The 16,859-nt window shown below is 35.6% G+C and carries 12 protein-coding genes; 5 read left to right on the forward strand and 7 right to left on the reverse strand.

What is annotated here, in order from left to right; all coding sequences use genetic code 11:
* Positions 1–6 precede the first annotated feature (6 nt).
* The 3 genes from ACHMWN_RS02175 to lpdA all read right to left on the reverse strand — a co-directional run bounded on the left by ACHMWN_RS02175 (position 7) and on the right by lpdA (position 3,254).
* A complete protein-coding gene (locus tag ACHMWN_RS02175) occupies positions 7–228 on the reverse strand; it encodes a helix-turn-helix domain-containing protein (protein WP_397297377.1) in 222 nt (73 codons plus the stop codon).
* 206 nt (positions 229–434) lie between these two features.
* Positions 435–1,625: an MFS transporter gene (locus ACHMWN_RS02180; protein WP_397297378.1), complete on the reverse strand. Its 1,191-nt coding sequence runs from the start codon at positions 1,623–1,625 to the stop codon at positions 435–437.
* Positions 1,626–1,847: 222 nt separating this feature from the next.
* A complete protein-coding gene (gene lpdA / locus ACHMWN_RS02185; RefSeq protein ID WP_397297380.1) occupies positions 1,848–3,254 on the reverse strand; it encodes a dihydrolipoyl dehydrogenase in 1,407 nt (468 codons plus the stop codon).
* A 176-nt stretch (positions 3,255–3,430) separates the two neighbouring features.
* Between lpdA and ACHMWN_RS02190 the strand changes: the two genes are divergently transcribed.
* From ACHMWN_RS02190 to ACHMWN_RS02200, 3 genes are all read left to right on the forward strand, one after another.
* Positions 3,431–5,302, forward strand: coding sequence for a CocE/NonD family hydrolase (locus ACHMWN_RS02190; protein ID WP_397297382.1), 1,872 nt, complete (start codon positions 3,431–3,433; stop codon positions 5,300–5,302).
* Positions 5,303–5,317: 15 nt separating this feature from the next.
* A complete protein-coding gene (locus ACHMWN_RS02195) occupies positions 5,318–6,976 on the forward strand; it encodes a M1 family metallopeptidase (RefSeq protein WP_397297383.1) in 1,659 nt (552 codons plus the stop codon).
* Positions 6,977–7,039: 63 nt separating this feature from the next.
* Positions 7,040–7,777: a head GIN domain-containing protein gene (locus ACHMWN_RS02200; RefSeq protein ID WP_397297385.1), complete on the forward strand. Its 738-nt coding sequence runs from the start codon at positions 7,040–7,042 to the stop codon at positions 7,775–7,777.
* 80 nt (positions 7,778–7,857) lie between these two features.
* On the opposite strand, the gene ACHMWN_RS02205 is transcribed toward ACHMWN_RS02200, so the two are convergent.
* From ACHMWN_RS02205 to ACHMWN_RS02220, 4 genes are all read right to left on the reverse strand, one after another.
* Complete coding sequence (locus tag ACHMWN_RS02205; RefSeq protein WP_397297386.1) at positions 7,858–8,562, reverse strand: DUF2490 domain-containing protein; 705 nt, start codon at positions 8,560–8,562, stop codon at positions 7,858–7,860.
* 102 nt (positions 8,563–8,664) lie between these two features.
* Positions 8,665–9,891 carry a 2-oxoglutarate dehydrogenase complex dihydrolipoyllysine-residue succinyltransferase gene (gene odhB, locus ACHMWN_RS02210; protein WP_397297388.1) on the reverse strand — a complete coding sequence of 409 codons (1,227 nt, stop codon included), beginning with the start codon at positions 9,889–9,891 and terminating at the stop codon, positions 8,665–8,667.
* A gap of 64 nt (positions 9,892–9,955) precedes the next feature.
* Positions 9,956–12,757, reverse strand: a complete 2,802-nt coding sequence (locus ACHMWN_RS02215) for a 2-oxoglutarate dehydrogenase E1 component (protein WP_397297389.1) — start codon at positions 12,755–12,757, stop codon at positions 9,956–9,958.
* 152 nt (positions 12,758–12,909) lie between these two features.
* Positions 12,910–14,196 carry a DASH family cryptochrome gene (locus tag ACHMWN_RS02220; RefSeq protein ID WP_397297390.1) on the reverse strand — a complete coding sequence of 429 codons (1,287 nt, stop codon included), beginning with the start codon at positions 14,194–14,196 and terminating at the stop codon, positions 12,910–12,912.
* Positions 14,197–14,574: 378 nt separating this feature from the next.
* On the opposite strand from ACHMWN_RS02220, the gene ACHMWN_RS02225 reads away from it, so the two are divergent.
* Together ACHMWN_RS02225 and ACHMWN_RS02230 are read left to right on the forward strand one after the other, a co-directional pair.
* The gene (locus ACHMWN_RS02225; protein WP_397297391.1) at positions 14,575–15,480 is read left to right on the forward strand and encodes a TIGR01777 family oxidoreductase; all 906 of its coding nucleotides are present in this window, start codon (positions 14,575–14,577) and stop codon (positions 15,478–15,480) included.
* Positions 15,481–15,520: 40 nt separating this feature from the next.
* Positions 15,521–16,822 (forward strand): cryptochrome/photolyase family protein, encoded by a 1,302-nt coding sequence (locus ACHMWN_RS02230; protein WP_397297392.1) that lies wholly within the window; start codon positions 15,521–15,523, stop codon positions 16,820–16,822.
* The last annotated feature ends 37 nt before the right edge of the window (positions 16,823–16,859 follow it).

Consider the following 16,859-nt stretch of genomic DNA (forward strand, 5'->3'; position numbering starts at 1 on the left):
TGACTATTAAAAATCAAATAACCTATTCATATCAACAGCTAATGCATCTGCAATCTCTTTCAATATATATCCCGAGGCATTTACTCGGCCATTTTCTATTCTACTGATACTTTGAAAATCTTTGTTGATAAGGGCAGATAACTGAGATTGAGTTAAACCTTTATCTTCTCTCAATTTTGCTATTTGTTTGCCCAGTTTTTTCTTAAAAATTTCTAGATCATTTGTCATGATGCAAACTCAAAAGATTTTCAACTAATCAACTAAACGCATTTGTTTAATTGCTAATTTTTATTAAGCAAAACAGCAATTAATTACATAATTAAATACAATTTATTGATTATCAATGACTTTAGCAACTAATATAGGTAAATAGAGAAACAAATAGTTTAACGAAAGCGGGTAGCTTACACTGAAATGCTTTCTTTAGTGAACTATTACTTTATTGCACTAATTTTGGCTACTAGTATAGAAATTAACAAACCAAAACAACCAATTACTGCATAAGAATAGCGTAAGTTGGATAGTGCTGATATATAGCCTATTAAGGGAGGTCCCATTAAAAATCCAAAATAACTAACCCCTGAAACCATAGCCAATGCAATACCCGGGGAGACTTTTGTGTTGCTTCCTGCTATACTGTATACCATAGGCACAATGCCAGATACGCCAATACCTACCAACATAAAACCGAATGTTGCAGGGATAATAAAAGGAAAAATGACAGAAATAAACATCCCTGTTGAAATAATGACACCACTAGTTTGTATCATTTTTTTCCTGCCATAGCGGGCAATTACTTTATCGCCTAAAAAGCGACCAGTTGCCATCATAATCATAAAAGAAGTGTAACCGAGAATTACCAAAGCATGTGGAGCCTTTACAATTTCTTTAAAATAGACACCACTCCAATCGAACATGGCTCCTTCTGTTGCCATGCTACAAAAACCTATAATTCCCAATTGAACGAGCACACCTTGAGGTTTCGTAAATAGTTTTGTTTTTTCGGTTTCTTTAGGTTTTTGCCAACCTAATAAATATCGGTAATTAATGAATATATGTATCCAAGCTAATACAGCAATTATACAAAAATGGATATATGGATTAAGGTGTAAATTGACCATAAATAAGCCTACTAACGCACCAGTAAATCCGCCTATACTCCATGCTCCATGAAAAGAAGTCATAATAGGTTTACCATAATAGGCCTCTCCTGCAACACCTTGGGTGTTTAGGGCGATATTACATAAGTTCCCAGCAACGCCAAATAGAAATAAAAATAATGCTAATTGCCATCCGGCAGTTGCCAAAGCTAAAATAGTTAAAGCAAAGGCATACAAAGGTGTAGCGATCGTTAACATTCTTCTGCTCCCAAAAATGGTGGTTAATCTACCAGAAATAGGCATGGTTACTAATTGACCTAAAGGTAAAGCTAGCAAAATGCTCCCTAATTGCGCATCGGAAAGATGCATAGTTGATTTTAAATCTGGAATTCTGCTCGCCCAAGAAGCAAAACAAACTCCTTGTCCGAAGTAAAATAAAGAAACCGCAAGTCTTACTCTTTTCTTACTATAGGGATGGTTTTGAAAAGGATTTTGTAAAACTGAAGCTTCAATAGTTTGGGACATAGTTTCTAGAAAAAAGTAGAATTCTTTAGAAGTGTAAAGTTCTTTAAATCTATTGGGAATAGAAAGGAGTTTTTATCATTTAGATAAATAGCTTTCCACAACCACTGGCTTTCCTCTTCGAAGGAGAGGGGTGGCGGCATGATGTAAATAAAAAAGCCGCAGATGGGCAGATTATTATTGTTTAATCTTTGCATCTGCGGCTAAATTAGTTATTCCGACTTCTTAAATATGTATTGCTCTATTTTCTGTTGCAGCCATTGCCGCTTCTTTTAATGCTTCTGTATAAGTTGGGTGTGCATGGCAAATTCTTGCAATATCTTCTGCAGATGCACGGAATTCCATAGCAACTACTGCTTCTGCAATCATATCGGCAGCACGTGGACCAATCATGTGTACACCTAAAATTTCATCTGTCGCTTCATCTGCCAAAACTTTTACGAAACCATCTGTATCCATACTAGCTTTTGCTCTTCCGCTGGCTTTAAAAGGGAAAGAACCAGCTTTGTATTTTATGCCAGTAGCTTTCAATTGCTCTTCAGTCTGACCAACTGATGCAACTTCTGGCCAAGTGTAAACCACACCTGGAATTAAATTATAATTGATATGAGGTCTTTGTCCAGCAATGGTTTCAGCAACATATATACCTTCATCTTCGGCTTTATGCGCCAACATAGCACCTGTAATTACATCGCCTATAGCATAAACACCTGGAACTGTAGTTTCTAAATGTGCATTTACAGGAATTTTCTTTCCTCTCTCTTCTACTGTAATTCCGATTTTATCTAAGCCTAAACCTTCACTATATGCTGTTCTGCCTACTGCAACGATGCAATAATCAGCTTCAAATTTAACAGGTTCACCTTTAGCGTTATCAGCAGTTACAGTAACGGATTTACCTTTAGTTGTTGCACCAGTTACTTTATGACCCATAAAAAATTCCATGCCTAAAGATTTCTTTAACACACGTTGTAATTCTTTGCCTAAGCCTGCATCCATTGTAGCAATAATTGATGGCATGAACTCGATTACAGAAACTTTTGTGCCTAAGCGGGCATATACAGAACCTAATTCTAGACCAATTACACCACCACCAATTACCACCATGGTTTTAGGCACTTCTTTAATGTTTAAAGCTTCAGTAGAGGTGATGATGCGTTTTTTATCGATTGGTAAAAATGGCAGTGCGGTAGGTTTAGAACCCGTTGCAATAATTACATTTTTAGCAGAAAGTGTTTCTGTCGTTCCATCTGCTTTAGTAACCAGAATGGTGTTTTTATCTACAAAGGAACCTACGCCTTCAAAGGCATCAATTTTATTTTTCTTAAAAAGATAGGTAATACCAGCAGTGTTTTGTGAAACAACATCGTCCTTACGGGCAATCATTTGTTTCATGTCAACTTTTAAATCTTTTAAATTAATACCATGGGTTGTAAAGGTGTGTGCCGCATTATGAAAGTGCTCTGAAGAATCTAATAATGCCTTTGATGGAATGCAGCCCACATTTAAGCAGGTACCACCATAGGTTTTATATTTTTCTACTACGGCTGTTTTTAAGCCTAATTGTGCACAACGGATGGCACCTACATAACCGCCCGGACCCGAGCCAATAACAACTACATCGTATTGCATATTCAAAGATTTTTTTGTGCAACAAAGTTAAGCAATAGGTTTCAATGTTGGAAGGTTGAATGTTGGAAGGTTGTAAAGTTGTAAAGTTTTTGATGCATCTTCTTGAAAATCCTTTAATCTTTAAATCCTGATAAATTGTTTAATATATTTATACTTTGTAACCTATTCTTACCGATATGACCAATTTAAAACTATTCTTATTTCTAGTTATCGTTTCATTTTCTTACTCAGTTTCTGCACAAGAAACAGACTCGGCTTATGTAAAAAGTCACTACACTAAAATAGAACGACAAATACAGATGCGAGATGGAGTGAAATTATTTACCTCGATTTATATGCCAAAAGATCAGAGTAAAAAATATCCCATGCTACTTAATCGTACTCCATATACAGTTGCGCCTTATGGTGAAGACAAATACAAAACTAGCTTAGGTAACTTTCCAGGCATGATGAGAGAAGGATTTATTTTCGTTTACCAAGATGTGCGTGGAAAATGGATGAGCGAGGGAAATTTTGAAGACGTTAGACCTCAAACTACCAGTAAAGGAAACAAAGCAATAGATGAAAGCACGGACACCTACGATACAATAGATTGGCTAGTTAAAAACGTACAAAATAACAATGGGAAAGTTGGTATTTCTGGTATTTCTTATCCAGGTTTTTATTCTACAACCTCATTACCTAATGCGCACCCTGCCTTAAAAGCGGTTTCGCCACAAGCACCCGTTACCGATTGGTTTATGGGAGATGATTTCCACCACCGTGGCACCTTATTTTTAATGGATGCTTTTAGCTTCATGACTACTTTTGGCGTTCCTCGTCCTAAACCTATTACACCAGATAAAGGTCCGAAAGGTTTTAAGTTTCCAATACAAGATAATTATCGTTTTTATTTAGAAGCAGGTTCAGTTAAAAATCTTAAAGACAAATACTTTGCAGATAGTATCAAATTTTGGAACGATTTATTTAAACATTCTAATTTAGATACGTTTTGGAAAGCTAGATTAATATTACCTCATTTAACCAATATAAAACCTGCAGTTATGGTTGTGGGCGGTTTTTTTGATGCAGAAGATGCATATGGAACTTTCGCTACATATAAAGCAATTGAAAAACAAAATCCTACTGCAAATAACATATTAGTAGCTGGCCCTTGGTTTCATGGAGGTTGGGTACGCAGCACTGGAAATAGCTTTGGTGATATCGAATTCGGACAGCCAACTAGTACCTATTACCAAGAAAACTTTGAACTACCTTTCTTTAAATATTTCTTAAAAGGAGAAGGCAATTTTAATCCTGCCGAAGCTAATATCTTTGTAACTGGTAGTAATCAATGGAAGAAATTTAATAGCTGGCCGCCTGCTGATACAGAAAGCAAAAATTTGTATTTACAACCTAATGGGAAGTTAGCATTTGAAAAAGTTGGCAGAACAGATAGCTGGGATGAATATGTGAGTGATCCTGCAAATCCAGTTCCGTACCAAGATGGAGTTCAAGCTAGACGTACTCGTGAATATATGATAGATGACCAACGTTTTGCAGCCCGCAGACCTGATGTTAAAACTTATCAAACTGATGTTTTAACAGAAGATATTACCTTAACAGGACCAGTCTTGGCAAACTTAGTAGTTTCTACCACAGGTACTGACGCCGATTATGTAGTAAAACTAATTGATGTATACCCAGAAGATGCACCGAACCCAACTCCAAATCCTAAAAACTTAATTATGGGTGGTTATGAAATGTTAGTTCGAGGAGAAATCATGAGAGGAAAATACCGCAATAGCTTCGAAAAACCCGAACCATTTGTGCCTGGTGCAATTACAAAAGTGAATTATCCTTTGCCAGATGTTGCCCACACTTTTAAAAAAGGGCATCGCATTATGATTCAAATTCAAAACTCATGGTTCCCATTGGCAGATAGAAATCCTCAAAAGTTTATGGATATATATCAGGCAGAACCTAAAGATTTTCAAAAAGCAACACATAAAATTTACCACGACACTCATAACAGTTCATTTATTACTGTGAATGTTTTAAAACCATAACTAATTTATAAACTGATGAAAACAAAAATTTTCACAATCTTAGTCTTACTGCTCGTAGGCTTTGGTGCCAAAGCTCAGCTTGGGGTAGCTAAAGAAACTTTTACCAGAGCAGATACTTTAAGAGGAATGCTTACTCCTTTACGTACCTGTTATGATATTAATTACTACCACCTAGATGTAAAAATCAATTTAGATGATAAATCGCTAAGTGGCAGTAATGAATTTGCTTTTACGGCTACGCAGGATTTTACAAAACTACAATTCGATTTATTTGCTAACCTAAAAATAGAGAAGGTAGTATATAAAGGAGCTGAATTGCCCTATACTCGTGAGTTCAATGCAGTATATATCACCTTCCCAAAAACCATAAAAAAAGGTAGCAAAGATAGTTTCACAGTATGGTACAATGGTAATCCGCCAATTGCACGTAACCCACCATGGGATGGCGGTTTTATTTTCAAAAAAGATAAAGGTGGTAATCCTTTCGTTTCGGTAGCCTGTCAAGGTTTAGGCGCTAGTGTATGGTGGCCAACAAAAGATCATCAAAGTGATGAAGTAGATAGTATGCTGATCAGCATTTCTGCACCGAAAGATTTAGACGAAGTATCTAATGGTCGTTTACGTAGCGTAGTAAATAAACCGGATGGTTATAAACAACACAATTGGTTTGTAGCAAATCCAATTAATAATTATGATGTATCGTTTCAAATTGGCAAATATGCACATTGGACAGATACTTACGCCGGAGAAAATGGACCACTAACATTAGATTTTTGGTCGTTAAAAGAAGATAGTGCAGTAGCTCGCCCGCATTGGGATGCAGATGTAAAACCAATGCTAAAATCATTTGAATACTGGTTTGGTCCATATCCTTGGTATAAGGATGGTTATAAATTAGTACAAGCACCACATTTGGGTATGGAACACCAAAGTGCAGTTGCCTATGGTAACCAATTTAAAAAAGGCTATTTAGGCAGAGATTTATCTGGAACAGGATTAGGCTTAAAATGGGATTTCATTACTGTACATGAAAGCGGACATGAATGGTTCGGCAATAATATAACGAGCAAAGATTTAGCAGACATGTGGTTACATGAAGGTTTTACAAATTATTCGGAAACTTTATTTACTGAATCAACACAAGGAAAAAAAGCTGGAGAAGCATATGTAATCGGCATTAGAAAAGGCATTGGCAATAGAGAGCCTATTATCGGCGCATACAATGTAAACAAAGAAGGTAGTGGAGATATGTATCCAAAAGGAGCAAATCTAATCCATACTATTCGTCAGTTAATAAATAACGACGAGAAATTTAGAGGAATTTTAAGAGGTATAAACAAAGTTTATTACCATAAAACAGTAACATCTGCAGAAGTAGAAAATTACATTGCTAAGCAGAGCGGTTTAAAATTGGATAAAGTATTTGATCAGTATTTACGCCATTCAAAAATCCCAGTTTTAGAGTATAAAATTGATAACGGAATCTTATCTTATCGTTGGATAACGGATGTAAAAGGTTTTGATATGCCAGTTAAAGTTTCGCTAAAAGCAGATGAATATACATTGATTAAGCCAACTAACGATTGGAAAACAAGTAAAATTGATGCATCGGTAACTATGGATAACTTTAAGACTGAGCCTAATTTTTATGTAAATACAAAGAAAGGAGAATGAATTTTTAAATAAGATGCAACGTTTAAGCAGCAATAAGCGTCTATTAACAAAAACCACGTAAACATGAAAAAAATATTTATCACATTAAGCTTCATCTTGGTACTAGCTACGATGAGCCTACAACCTGTTTTGGCAAACTATCCAATCGTTATTGGCTTATCTAGGTTTTCAAAACAAGATAGAGAAGTAAAAAACTTTAACGGTGTTGCTGCAGGCGGGCCAATAAATGTAGTCGTTACTTTAGGCAACACAGAAGGTTTAAGATTTGAAGGCGATGCAGATGCGATTTCAACTTTAATTACAGAGGTAAAAGGCAACGTTTTAATAATCAGACCTCAAAATAGTTGGACAAGCTGGAGCCACAAATACGAGAACAAAAAAATTACAGCCTATGTTAGTGCAAAAGTTATTAAAAGCCTAACCATGAGTGGTTCGGGTAAAATGAGCTTAGTAGGATCTACTAAAGGTGCTGGCTTCTCAGCAACTTTAAGTGGATCTGGTAGTATTTCGGCTAATGTAGATGTAGATAATTTTAATGGTGTAATTAGCGGTTCAGGAAATTTAAATATTTCTGGGAAAGCGGGAAGAGCAAATATTACACTTAGCGGTTCTGGCTCATTAGCTAAAAGTGGATTTTCAGTAGGTACACTTTCTACAACAATTAGCGGATCTGGCTCTGTAAATGTATATGCTAATGATAAAATTAACGCTGTAATTAGCGGCTCTGGTAGCGTAAACTACAGCGGTAATCCAAGTGTAGATCAAACAGTAATAGGTTCAGGTAGAGTGCGAAAAATATAAACGCTTTTAACACACATAAAAGCTAAGCTCTCTGACTTCAAATCGGAGAGCTTTTTTTATTGCAAAAAAACTTTAACTTGTTAAAAGCGTGTATATAATGCTAATTGTACAACACGATTTGAAGTATTCCTTGTTACTCCATTACTATACTGATTTAAATATCCTACCTCCAAATCCATTTGTTTCGAAAAACGATAACCAGCGGCTAGGTATAATCTATTTTGATCAAATAAGCTATTATTCAACAACTCTTTATGCTGAACATTCAAGAATACTTCGTTTTGCAAGGCGATAAAAGCGCCTTTGCTAAAACTTTCTACCTTACCTTGTAAAGGCTGTAGTAATCTAACAAAGTAGCGAAAACGTTGAGCGAAAATTTCATTGCCATTGGTTTGTTCAATAAAACGCTGTTCCAATCTTGCCCTATGACTTACAAAACTTGATTTTAATTTATGTGTAAAAATATATTGTTCCCAAATTCTATTTTCTGTTAAAACAGTATTAGAAGTTCCTATTAATCGGGTATCGGTTGTGGTATATAAATAACCAGCCGTAATATTATTTTTATCATTGATGTAATAAGTTATGCCGGGTCTAATCAATACATTTCTAACATACTCCCAGTTGTCAGAACTACGAATCTGGATATCAAAAGCAATCCCCCATTTGTTGTTAAACTTAGTACTATTAAATAAAGCCAACCAACCAGAATTTTGAATATTAGTTTGTGCCGAAATAGTTCCAATACTCCAAAAAAACAGTAAGCTTAATAGTATTTTCTTCATAAAATGAATATCATTTATTACCTATAGACTTAACATTAGTCTATAAAATTTATCAAAAAAAAGCCCTAATGCAAAACATTAGGGCTAAATGTATATTTTAAATTATACGCCTAATAATAACCTAGCGGGATCTTCAAGTAATTGCTTAACTCTTACCAAGAAACCTACAAACTCACGCCCATCAATAATTCTATGATCGTAAGATAAAGCTACATACATCATAGGACGTATAACAACTTCTTTGTTCTCCGCAATTGGACGCTCAATAATATTGTGCATTCCTAAAATAGCCGATTGTGGTGCATTAATAATTGGGGTAGACATCATCGAGCCAAATACCCCACCGTTGGTGATGGTAAATGTTCCGCCAGTCATTTCATCAATTGTCAATTTACTATCTCTTGCTTTAGTTGCCAACTCAATTACCGTTTTTTCAATCTGAGCTAAACTCATGCTCTCAGCATTTCTAATAATTGGAACTACTAATCCCTTTGGAGCAGAAACCGCAATAGATACATCTACAAAATCATTGTAAACTACTTCTTCTCCCTCAATACGAGCATTTACCGCTGGAAAATCTTTAGCTGCTTCACAAACCGCTTTTGTAAAGAAACTCATAAAGCCTAAACCAACGCCAAATTTCTCCTTAAACTGATCTTTATACTTAGCTCTTAAATCCATAATTGGTTTCATGTTCACCTCATTAAAAGTGGTTAACATGGCGGTTTCATTTTTTACAGTTACTAAACGTTTAGCCACAGTTTTACGCAATGGCGACATTTTTTCTCTGCGCTCATTTCTAGCACCTGCAACAACTGGAGCTGCTGTAGCTTTTGGACTTTCTGTCTTCGAACTAGTAGCTTTCGGGTTTTCTGATTTTAAAGCATCTTCCTTAGTAATTCTGCCATCAACACCAGTACCTTTTACTGAACCTGCATCAATACCCTTTTCAGCTAAAATTTTTCCAGCCGCAGGAGATGGAGTTCCTGAAGCATAGCTATCACCAGCTTTTTCTGCAACTGGAGCTGCTACTTTATCAGCAACCGCTGGAGCTGCATCAGTTTTTGGCGTTTCTTTAGCAGGAGCTGCTGCACCACCTTCTTCAATAGAACAAACTACCGCTCCAATAGACAAAGTATCGCCTTCGGCTGCTACAATTTTTAAAGTTCCTGCCTTCTCAGCTGTTAGCTCAAACGTAGCTTTGTCAGATTCTAATTCAGCAATGATTTCGTCCATTTCAACAAAATCTCCGTCGTTTTTAACCCAACGTGATAAAACTACTTCTGTAATCGATTCGCCAACTGGCGGAACTTTTATTTCTAAACCCATAATATTTAAATATCTGTTTTTTTATGCAGGTAATGGTCTACAGACTAGGTCCATGGACTATTGTCTAATCTATGTTTACTAATTTTTTAGTCGCTTTTGCAACAGTTTCTTTTACTTTTTCGGTTACTGGAACATCAAAAGCTGTTGAAACAATGTAAGCTTGTTGATTCGTGTGCTGTTTCATATATCCAGTTGCTGTACTGCTACTTTCTCTTCTAGAAATTACATCCATTTGGCTTAATGAAGTTTTTCTCAATCGACGTAACAGATAAGGCCAAGCGCCCATATTTTCTGGTTCTTCTTGCACCCAAACTGCATCAGTAGCGTTCTTATAACGTTTGTAAACAGCTTCCATTTGATCCACAGGAGTTGGATACAATTGCTCAACACGAACCAATGCAACATCACCTTTCGTATTTGCTTTTTGCGTTTCTAGCATTTCATAATAGATTTTACCACTACAAAATACCACACGTTTAACATCCGCAGGTTTTACATTTTCATCATCTATAACTTCTTTAAATTTACCATCTGTAAAATCAGCTAACGGGCTAACGCAAAGCGGATGACGTAATAAACTTTTCGGTGTAAATACAACCAATGGTTTACGGAAATCACGTTTAAACTGACGACGTATAGCATGGAAGAAGTTTGCTGGTGTAGTGCAATTTGTTACTTGCATATTGTAATCTGCACAAAGTTCCATAAAACGCTCAATCCTTGCAGATGAATGCTCAGGTCCTTGCCCTTCATATCCATGTGGCAATAACATTACCAATCCATTTTCTCTTTGCCATTTCGTTTCAGCACTTGCGACGTATTGGTCAACCACAATTTGGGCACCATTAAAGAAATCTCCAAATTGTGCTTCCCAAATCGTTAACGCATTAGGATTTGCCATTGCATAACCATATTCGAAACCTAAAACACCATACTCAGATAAATGCGAGTTGTAAATATCAAAAGCGGCTTGTTGGTCAGAAACATGTTCTAATGGAGTATATTCTTCTTCGCTATCTTCTAAAGTTAATACCGCATGGCGATGAGAAAATGTTCCCCTCTTCACGTCTTGTCCACTTAAACGAACTCTTTTACCCTCGGCCAATAAAGTACCGTAAGCTAATTGCTCACCCATTGCCCAGTCAAATACATGAGTGGATGTTGCCATTTTATTACGTTCATCAAATAATTTTTCAATCTTTTTGAAGAACTTTTTATCTTTAGGTAAAGTAGAAATCCGTTTAGCAACCTCTAATAAAGTTGCTTTCTTAACTGCTGTGTTTGGAGATACTTCGAAATCTTTTGCTGTTGCGATACGCATATCTGCCCATGCTCCACCAAATTTAACATCATGATATGTTGACGTAATTTCTTTAGCTTCATTTAAACGCTCTTGTAAAAGGCCTTTAAATTGTTTCTCCATTTCTTTTGCTAAACCAGCTTCTAACTCTCCTGTTTTAGTTAATTTATCGATATAAATATCACGCGGATTTGCGTGTTTTTCTATCGCTTTGTATAATAATGGTTGAGTGAATTTCGGCTCATCCGCTTCGTTGTGACCAAATCTGCGGTAGCATAAAATATCAATAAACACATCATTTTTATATTTCTGACGATACTCCATCGCTAAATTAATAGCGTAAACTAAAGCTTCTACATCATCTCCATTTACATGGAAAACTGGTGATAAAGTAACTTTAGCTATATCTGTACAATAAGTACTAGAGCGAGCATCTTTATAATTTGTAGTGAAACCGATTTGATTGTTAATGACCAAGTGAATAGTTCCACCTGTTTTGTAACCTTCTAAACCAGCCATTTGAATCACTTCGTAAACAATACCCTGACCAGCTACAGAAGCATCACCATGTATTAAAATAGGTGCTAAGCGGCTATTATCGCCAGCATATTTGAAGTCGATTTTCGAACGAGACATTCCCTCTACCACACCATTTACCGTTTCTAAGTGTGATGGATTTGGACATAAACTCAAGTGAACACTTTTACCACTATTTATCGTAGTTACATCTGTAGAATAACCTAAGTGATACTTCACGTCACCACCAAACGGAGATTCTGCGCTATAACCTTTGCCTTCAAACTCTGCAAAAATATCCTTATAGGTTTTTTGCATAATATTTGCCAGCACGTTTAAACGGCCACGATGTGCCATTCCAATTACAAACTCTTCGATACCTAGTTCTGCACCTTTTTCAATCACAGAATCCAATGCAGGTATTAATGCTTCAGCACCTTCTAATGAGAAACGTTTTTGTCCCAAAAATTTGGTGCCCAAAAAGTTCTCAAAGCTAACTGCTTCATTTAATTTTGTAAGGATGCGTTTTTTCTCATCAATAGAAAACTTAGGCGTATTGCGTTCGTTTTCCATCTTGGTTTGAATCCATTTCAAGATTTCTGGATCACGTACATATAGATATTCAGCACCGATAGAAACGCAATACGTTTGCTCTAAGAAAGCAACAATATCACTTAATTTAGCAGGCGCACCAATACCTGTTTCCACTGCAGAATTAAATACGGTATTTAAATCGGTTTGTGCTAAACCAAAGTTTTCTATAGCAAGTGTTGGTGAATGTTTACGTCTTTCTCTTACGGGATTTGTTTTGGTAAACAAGTGTCCACGTTGACGGTATCCATTAATTAAATTTAAAACATTAATTTCTTTCAAAAAATGCTCTGGAGCTTCATTACTTACATGAGTAGCATCAGAGCCCCTTCCAAAATCAAAGCCTTCAAAAAATTTCTGCCATCCAAATTCTACCGAATTTCTGTCTTCTTTATAGCTTTGATATAAGGACTCGATATATTCGGCATTGGCGCCATTGAGATAAGATAAGTTATCCATTAGTGTATTTTTACGATAAGTATTGCAAAATTAGGATTTTACCACAAGAAATGGCAACAATCTTAACAATTAAATCAAATAAAAAACGGTTTTTTTGAACGCGTAATATAAGCTACCCATTTTATTCGCTCATGAAGTTGACAAAAAACAGATTAAGCTCTTACACTTTGCGCATAAACCCCTTTTGGATCTACAATTTTAAGCTGTTTTTCGAAGTCGAAACTATTCGTTAAACGTTGATCATTACCAACACCAGCAACAGTTGCCCAATTGCCCCAATTACTCGCTGGACAATAATCGATTAGTTTTTCTTCTAAATAAGCTGCGCCCATTACCCAATTTACGTTTAACTCGTAAACTAAATAGGTCGCTACTAATTGTCGTGATGCGTTGTTAATGTACCCTGTCGCATTGAGTTCATGCATTATCGCATCCACCAATGGATGGCCTGTAGTTCCTGTTTTCCAAGAATCCAATAAATTGCTATCAGACAATGTAATTACTTTTGCATCTATCGCAAAACCTTCTGGTTTAAAGAAAGTATTACCATGCTTTTTAAACATAAAACGGTAATAGTCACGCCATAAAAGACCAAGAACAATCTGATTAAAATAAGGTTTCAATCCGTAATTAGCTTCCGCTTCCTTCATTTTCCAATATACTTCACGAGGGGACAAACAGCCTAAAGCAAGCCATGGAGATAGCCTAGAAACAATTTCATTCTTTTTTAGCGATGCATTTGCTAAAGCCATATCTTCTCCAGTATGTAGAAAATCATGCAAATGCTCCAAAGCTTGTTGTTCTCCGCCTTTAAAATCAATATTTTGAATTGAATTATCTAAATCTTCATGTACTACAAGCTCATTTAATTCAGGTAAAACGCCCCAATCTTCAATAGTGACAAAGTTGATTTTATCAGGGGTTAAAAAACAAGGTTTAACTATAGCGTCACGTTCAGTTTTCTTTTTAAACTGAGTAAATACATCGGGTATATCTTTTATTGGAAAAGGTAAATCTTCTTTGTTATACAATGTGTGCCCAATAAAATGTTTCAGATTTACTTTCTGTTTCCATAATAAATCTTCTACTTGGGTAGAAACTGCGGTCTCCTCGCTTGCCACTTCTCTATGATGGTAAACCTCAGCAATTTCATATTGGCTCACTAATTCGGGTAAAAAATCTTCAGGTTTTCCCTTTAAGATCAAAATATCACCACCGAGTTGTTGAAATGATTGGCGTAATGCCGCTACACTTTCTAATAAGAATTGAGCTCGAGTTGCTCCAGTTTTAATACTGTGATAACGTGTTAACTCAAATTGACGTGGATCGAAACAATAAACAGGTAAAATTTCATCAGATTTGGCAATGGCTTCTACCAGCATTTCGTTATCATGCAAGCGCAAATCATTCCTAAACCAAACTAAAATCTTCTTGCTCATATCCGTAGCCTTTTATATTGGTTTGCAATTTGCACAATTTGTCGCAATTACCCGTTTAAACATTATATTTTTTACATACTGATAACATATTCTTGAAATTTTCTCTTTAATAAATTTAATGTCCTGAATTGTCTTAATATGTCTGAACATGTCAGTATAAAAGTTAAGTTCTCCTAGTGTTGTTCGAGGTTTACCCTAGGTTTGTTCTTCTCAAACGGCATTTTGCAGGAGAAATGCAGGAGCATACTGGGAGGAATGTGGGAGAATTTAACACATTAACTCTGCATTAATAATAGGTTTAAATTAATTTGAACGATTTTTCTTACGGCTGAATTACTATATTGTCAAACCAAAAGCTAATTCAACGGTTTGTTAACTATGTCAAAAAATATTCTTATTACTGGTGCTAGTGGCTTAATTGGAAAACAACTCATTCCTGCTTTGCAGGAACAAGGTCACACAGTCTCTATTTTATCCAGACAACAAACTAACATAAAAGATGTGCATGTTTTCTTGTGGGATGTTTACAATCAAACGATAGATAAAAATGCGCTTAAAGGAATTGACACCGTCATAAATTTAGCTGGAGAAGGCATTGCCGATAAAAAATGGACAGATAAGCGTAAGCAAGAAATTATTGATAGTCGAGTAATGTCTGCGCAACTTTTATACAAAACTATAAAAGAAACAAAAGCGCCAGTTACCACGTTTATTTCAGCTTCTGCTGTGGGGTTCTATGGAGATAGAGGTGACGAAGTTTTAACTGAAAATAGTGATAGCGGTACTGATTTCCTTTCCAAATGTTGTGTACAATGGGAAAATGCTGCAACCCAAGGTGTAGAGTTGGGAATTAGAGTAGTTAAAATTAGAATAGGCTTAATTTTAAGCAAAGATGGCGGTGCTTTACAAGTAATGGAAAAACCAATTAAATTTTTCGTTGGCACACCTTTAGGTAATGGTAAACAATGGATGCCGTGGATACATTTAAATGATATTATAAATATATTTACAAAAGCTGTAGAAGACATTCAAATGGTTGGAGCATATAATGCTTGTGCACCTTTTCCAGTTACCAATGAATTGTTTACCAAAACTATTGCTCAAAAGTTAAATCGACCATTTTGGCCAGTTCATGTACCTAAATTTGCATTAAAAGCAATTCTTGGTGAAATGAGTATTTTGCCTTTAATGAGTAGTAATACAATAGTGCAAAAACTATTAGATACAGGCTATAAATTTAAATACAACTATCTTAGTGATGCTCTAGATTCGATTTATAGTTAATAGATGTTTCTCATTACTTCCCCATTACTAAAAACAAAAAATGAAAAAAGAAGTTTCCATCTGCTGGTTACGTAGGGATCTGCGATTAAAAGATAATGCTGCTTTATATCACGCATTAAAGAGCAAATATCCAGTATTACTACTATTCATTTTTGACAAAAATATTCTCCTAAAACTAGCAGATAAAAAAGATGCACGTGTTACTTTTATCCATCAAAGTATAAGCAAGCTAAAAAAAGAATTGTTAGAAAAAAATTCAACTATTTTAGTAAAACATGAAACCCCAGAAAAAGCTTGGGCTCAGATTTTAGCTGAATATAATGTAAAAGAGGTATATGCCAACCATGATTACGAGCCTTATGCGATTAAACGAGATGATAGTTTTTCAGAGTATCTCAGTAGCGAAGCAATTCCATTTTACACCTATAAAGATCAGGTTATTTTTGAAAAAGCAGAAGTAATTAAAGCCGATAGTAAACCTTATACTGTCTTTACGCCTTATTATAATCAATGGTTAAAAAAGTTAAATGATTTTTACATTAGCTCCTATCCTACGGAAAGGTATTTTGAAAATTTTTTACAGGTAAAAGATCTTCCATTTCCTACTTTAGAAGATTTAGGTTTTGAGAAATCTGAAAAGACATTTCCAACACTTCATTTTGAAGAGAAACTGGACGCTTATGATACACTGCGTGATTATCCTGCTAAGGATGCAACAACGCATTTAGGCTTACATTTGCGTTTTGGTACAGTTAGTATTAGAACTGTAGTACGTAAGGCGCAAGCTCATAAAGCAGATAAATGGCTTTCTGAATTAGCATGGAGAGAATTTTACATGATGATTTTATGGCATTTCCCCTACATAGTAGATAGTGCATTTAAACCTGCCTATAACAATATCCAATGGCGCAATAACGAAGATGAATTTAACGCATGGTGTGAAGGTAAAACTGGTTATCCGATAGTGGATGCTGGCATGCGACAATTAAATGAAACTGGTTTTATGCATAATCGAGTACGCATGATTGTAGCTAGTTTTTTATGCAAACATCTGCTAATAGACTGGCGTTGGGGAGAAGCCTATTTTGCTGAGAAATTATTAGATTATGAACAGGCTAGTAATGTGGGTGGATGGCAGTGGGCTTGTGGTTCTGGCAATGATGCTTCACCTTATTTTAGGGTTTTCAACCCAACCCTTCAACTTCAAAAATTTGATCCTAAAATGGAATACGTATATGAATGGGCACCTGAATATAAGTTGGCTATTTCCCCCGTTCCAATTGTAGATCATGTATTTGCTAGAGATAGGGTACTAAAAGCCTTCAAAAAAGCTTTGACATAAAAAAGCCATCAAGAATATGCATTGATGGCTTTAAATA

It is taken from the genome of Pedobacter sp. UC225_61 (assembly GCF_044452285.1).
Taxonomy (GTDB): Bacteria; Bacteroidota; Bacteroidia; order Sphingobacteriales; family Sphingobacteriaceae; genus Pedobacter.

Coding starts and splice junctions, on each gene's coding strand:
- ACHMWN_RS02175 (WP_397297377.1), bottom strand. CDS start 228: ATGACAAATGATCTAGAAATTTTTAAGAAAAAACTGGGCAAACAAATA.
- ACHMWN_RS02220 (WP_397297390.1), bottom strand. CDS start 14,196: ATGAGCAAGAAGATTTTAGTTTGGTTTAGGAATGATTTGCGCTTGCAT.
- ACHMWN_RS02205 (WP_397297386.1), bottom strand. CDS start 8,562: ATGAAGAAAATACTATTAAGCTTACTGTTTTTTTGGAGTATTGGAACT.
- ACHMWN_RS02200 (WP_397297385.1), top strand. CDS start 7,040: ATGAAAAAAATATTTATCACATTAAGCTTCATCTTGGTACTAGCTACG.
- ACHMWN_RS02230 (WP_397297392.1), top strand. CDS start 15,521: ATGAAAAAAGAAGTTTCCATCTGCTGGTTACGTAGGGATCTGCGATTA.
- odhB (WP_397297388.1), bottom strand. CDS start 9,891: ATGGGTTTAGAAATAAAAGTTCCGCCAGTTGGCGAATCGATTACAGAA.
- ACHMWN_RS02215 (WP_397297389.1), bottom strand. CDS start 12,757: ATGGATAACTTATCTTATCTCAATGGCGCCAATGCCGAATATATCGAG.
- lpdA (WP_397297380.1), bottom strand. CDS start 3,254: ATGCAATACGATGTAGTTGTTATTGGCTCGGGTCCGGGCGGTTATGTA.
- ACHMWN_RS02225 (WP_397297391.1), top strand. CDS start 14,575: ATGTCAAAAAATATTCTTATTACTGGTGCTAGTGGCTTAATTGGAAAA.
- ACHMWN_RS02195 (WP_397297383.1), top strand. CDS start 5,318: ATGAAAACAAAAATTTTCACAATCTTAGTCTTACTGCTCGTAGGCTTT.
- ACHMWN_RS02190 (WP_397297382.1), top strand. CDS start 3,431: ATGACCAATTTAAAACTATTCTTATTTCTAGTTATCGTTTCATTTTCT.
- ACHMWN_RS02180 (WP_397297378.1), bottom strand. CDS start 1,625: ATGTCCCAAACTATTGAAGCTTCAGTTTTACAAAATCCTTTTCAAAAC.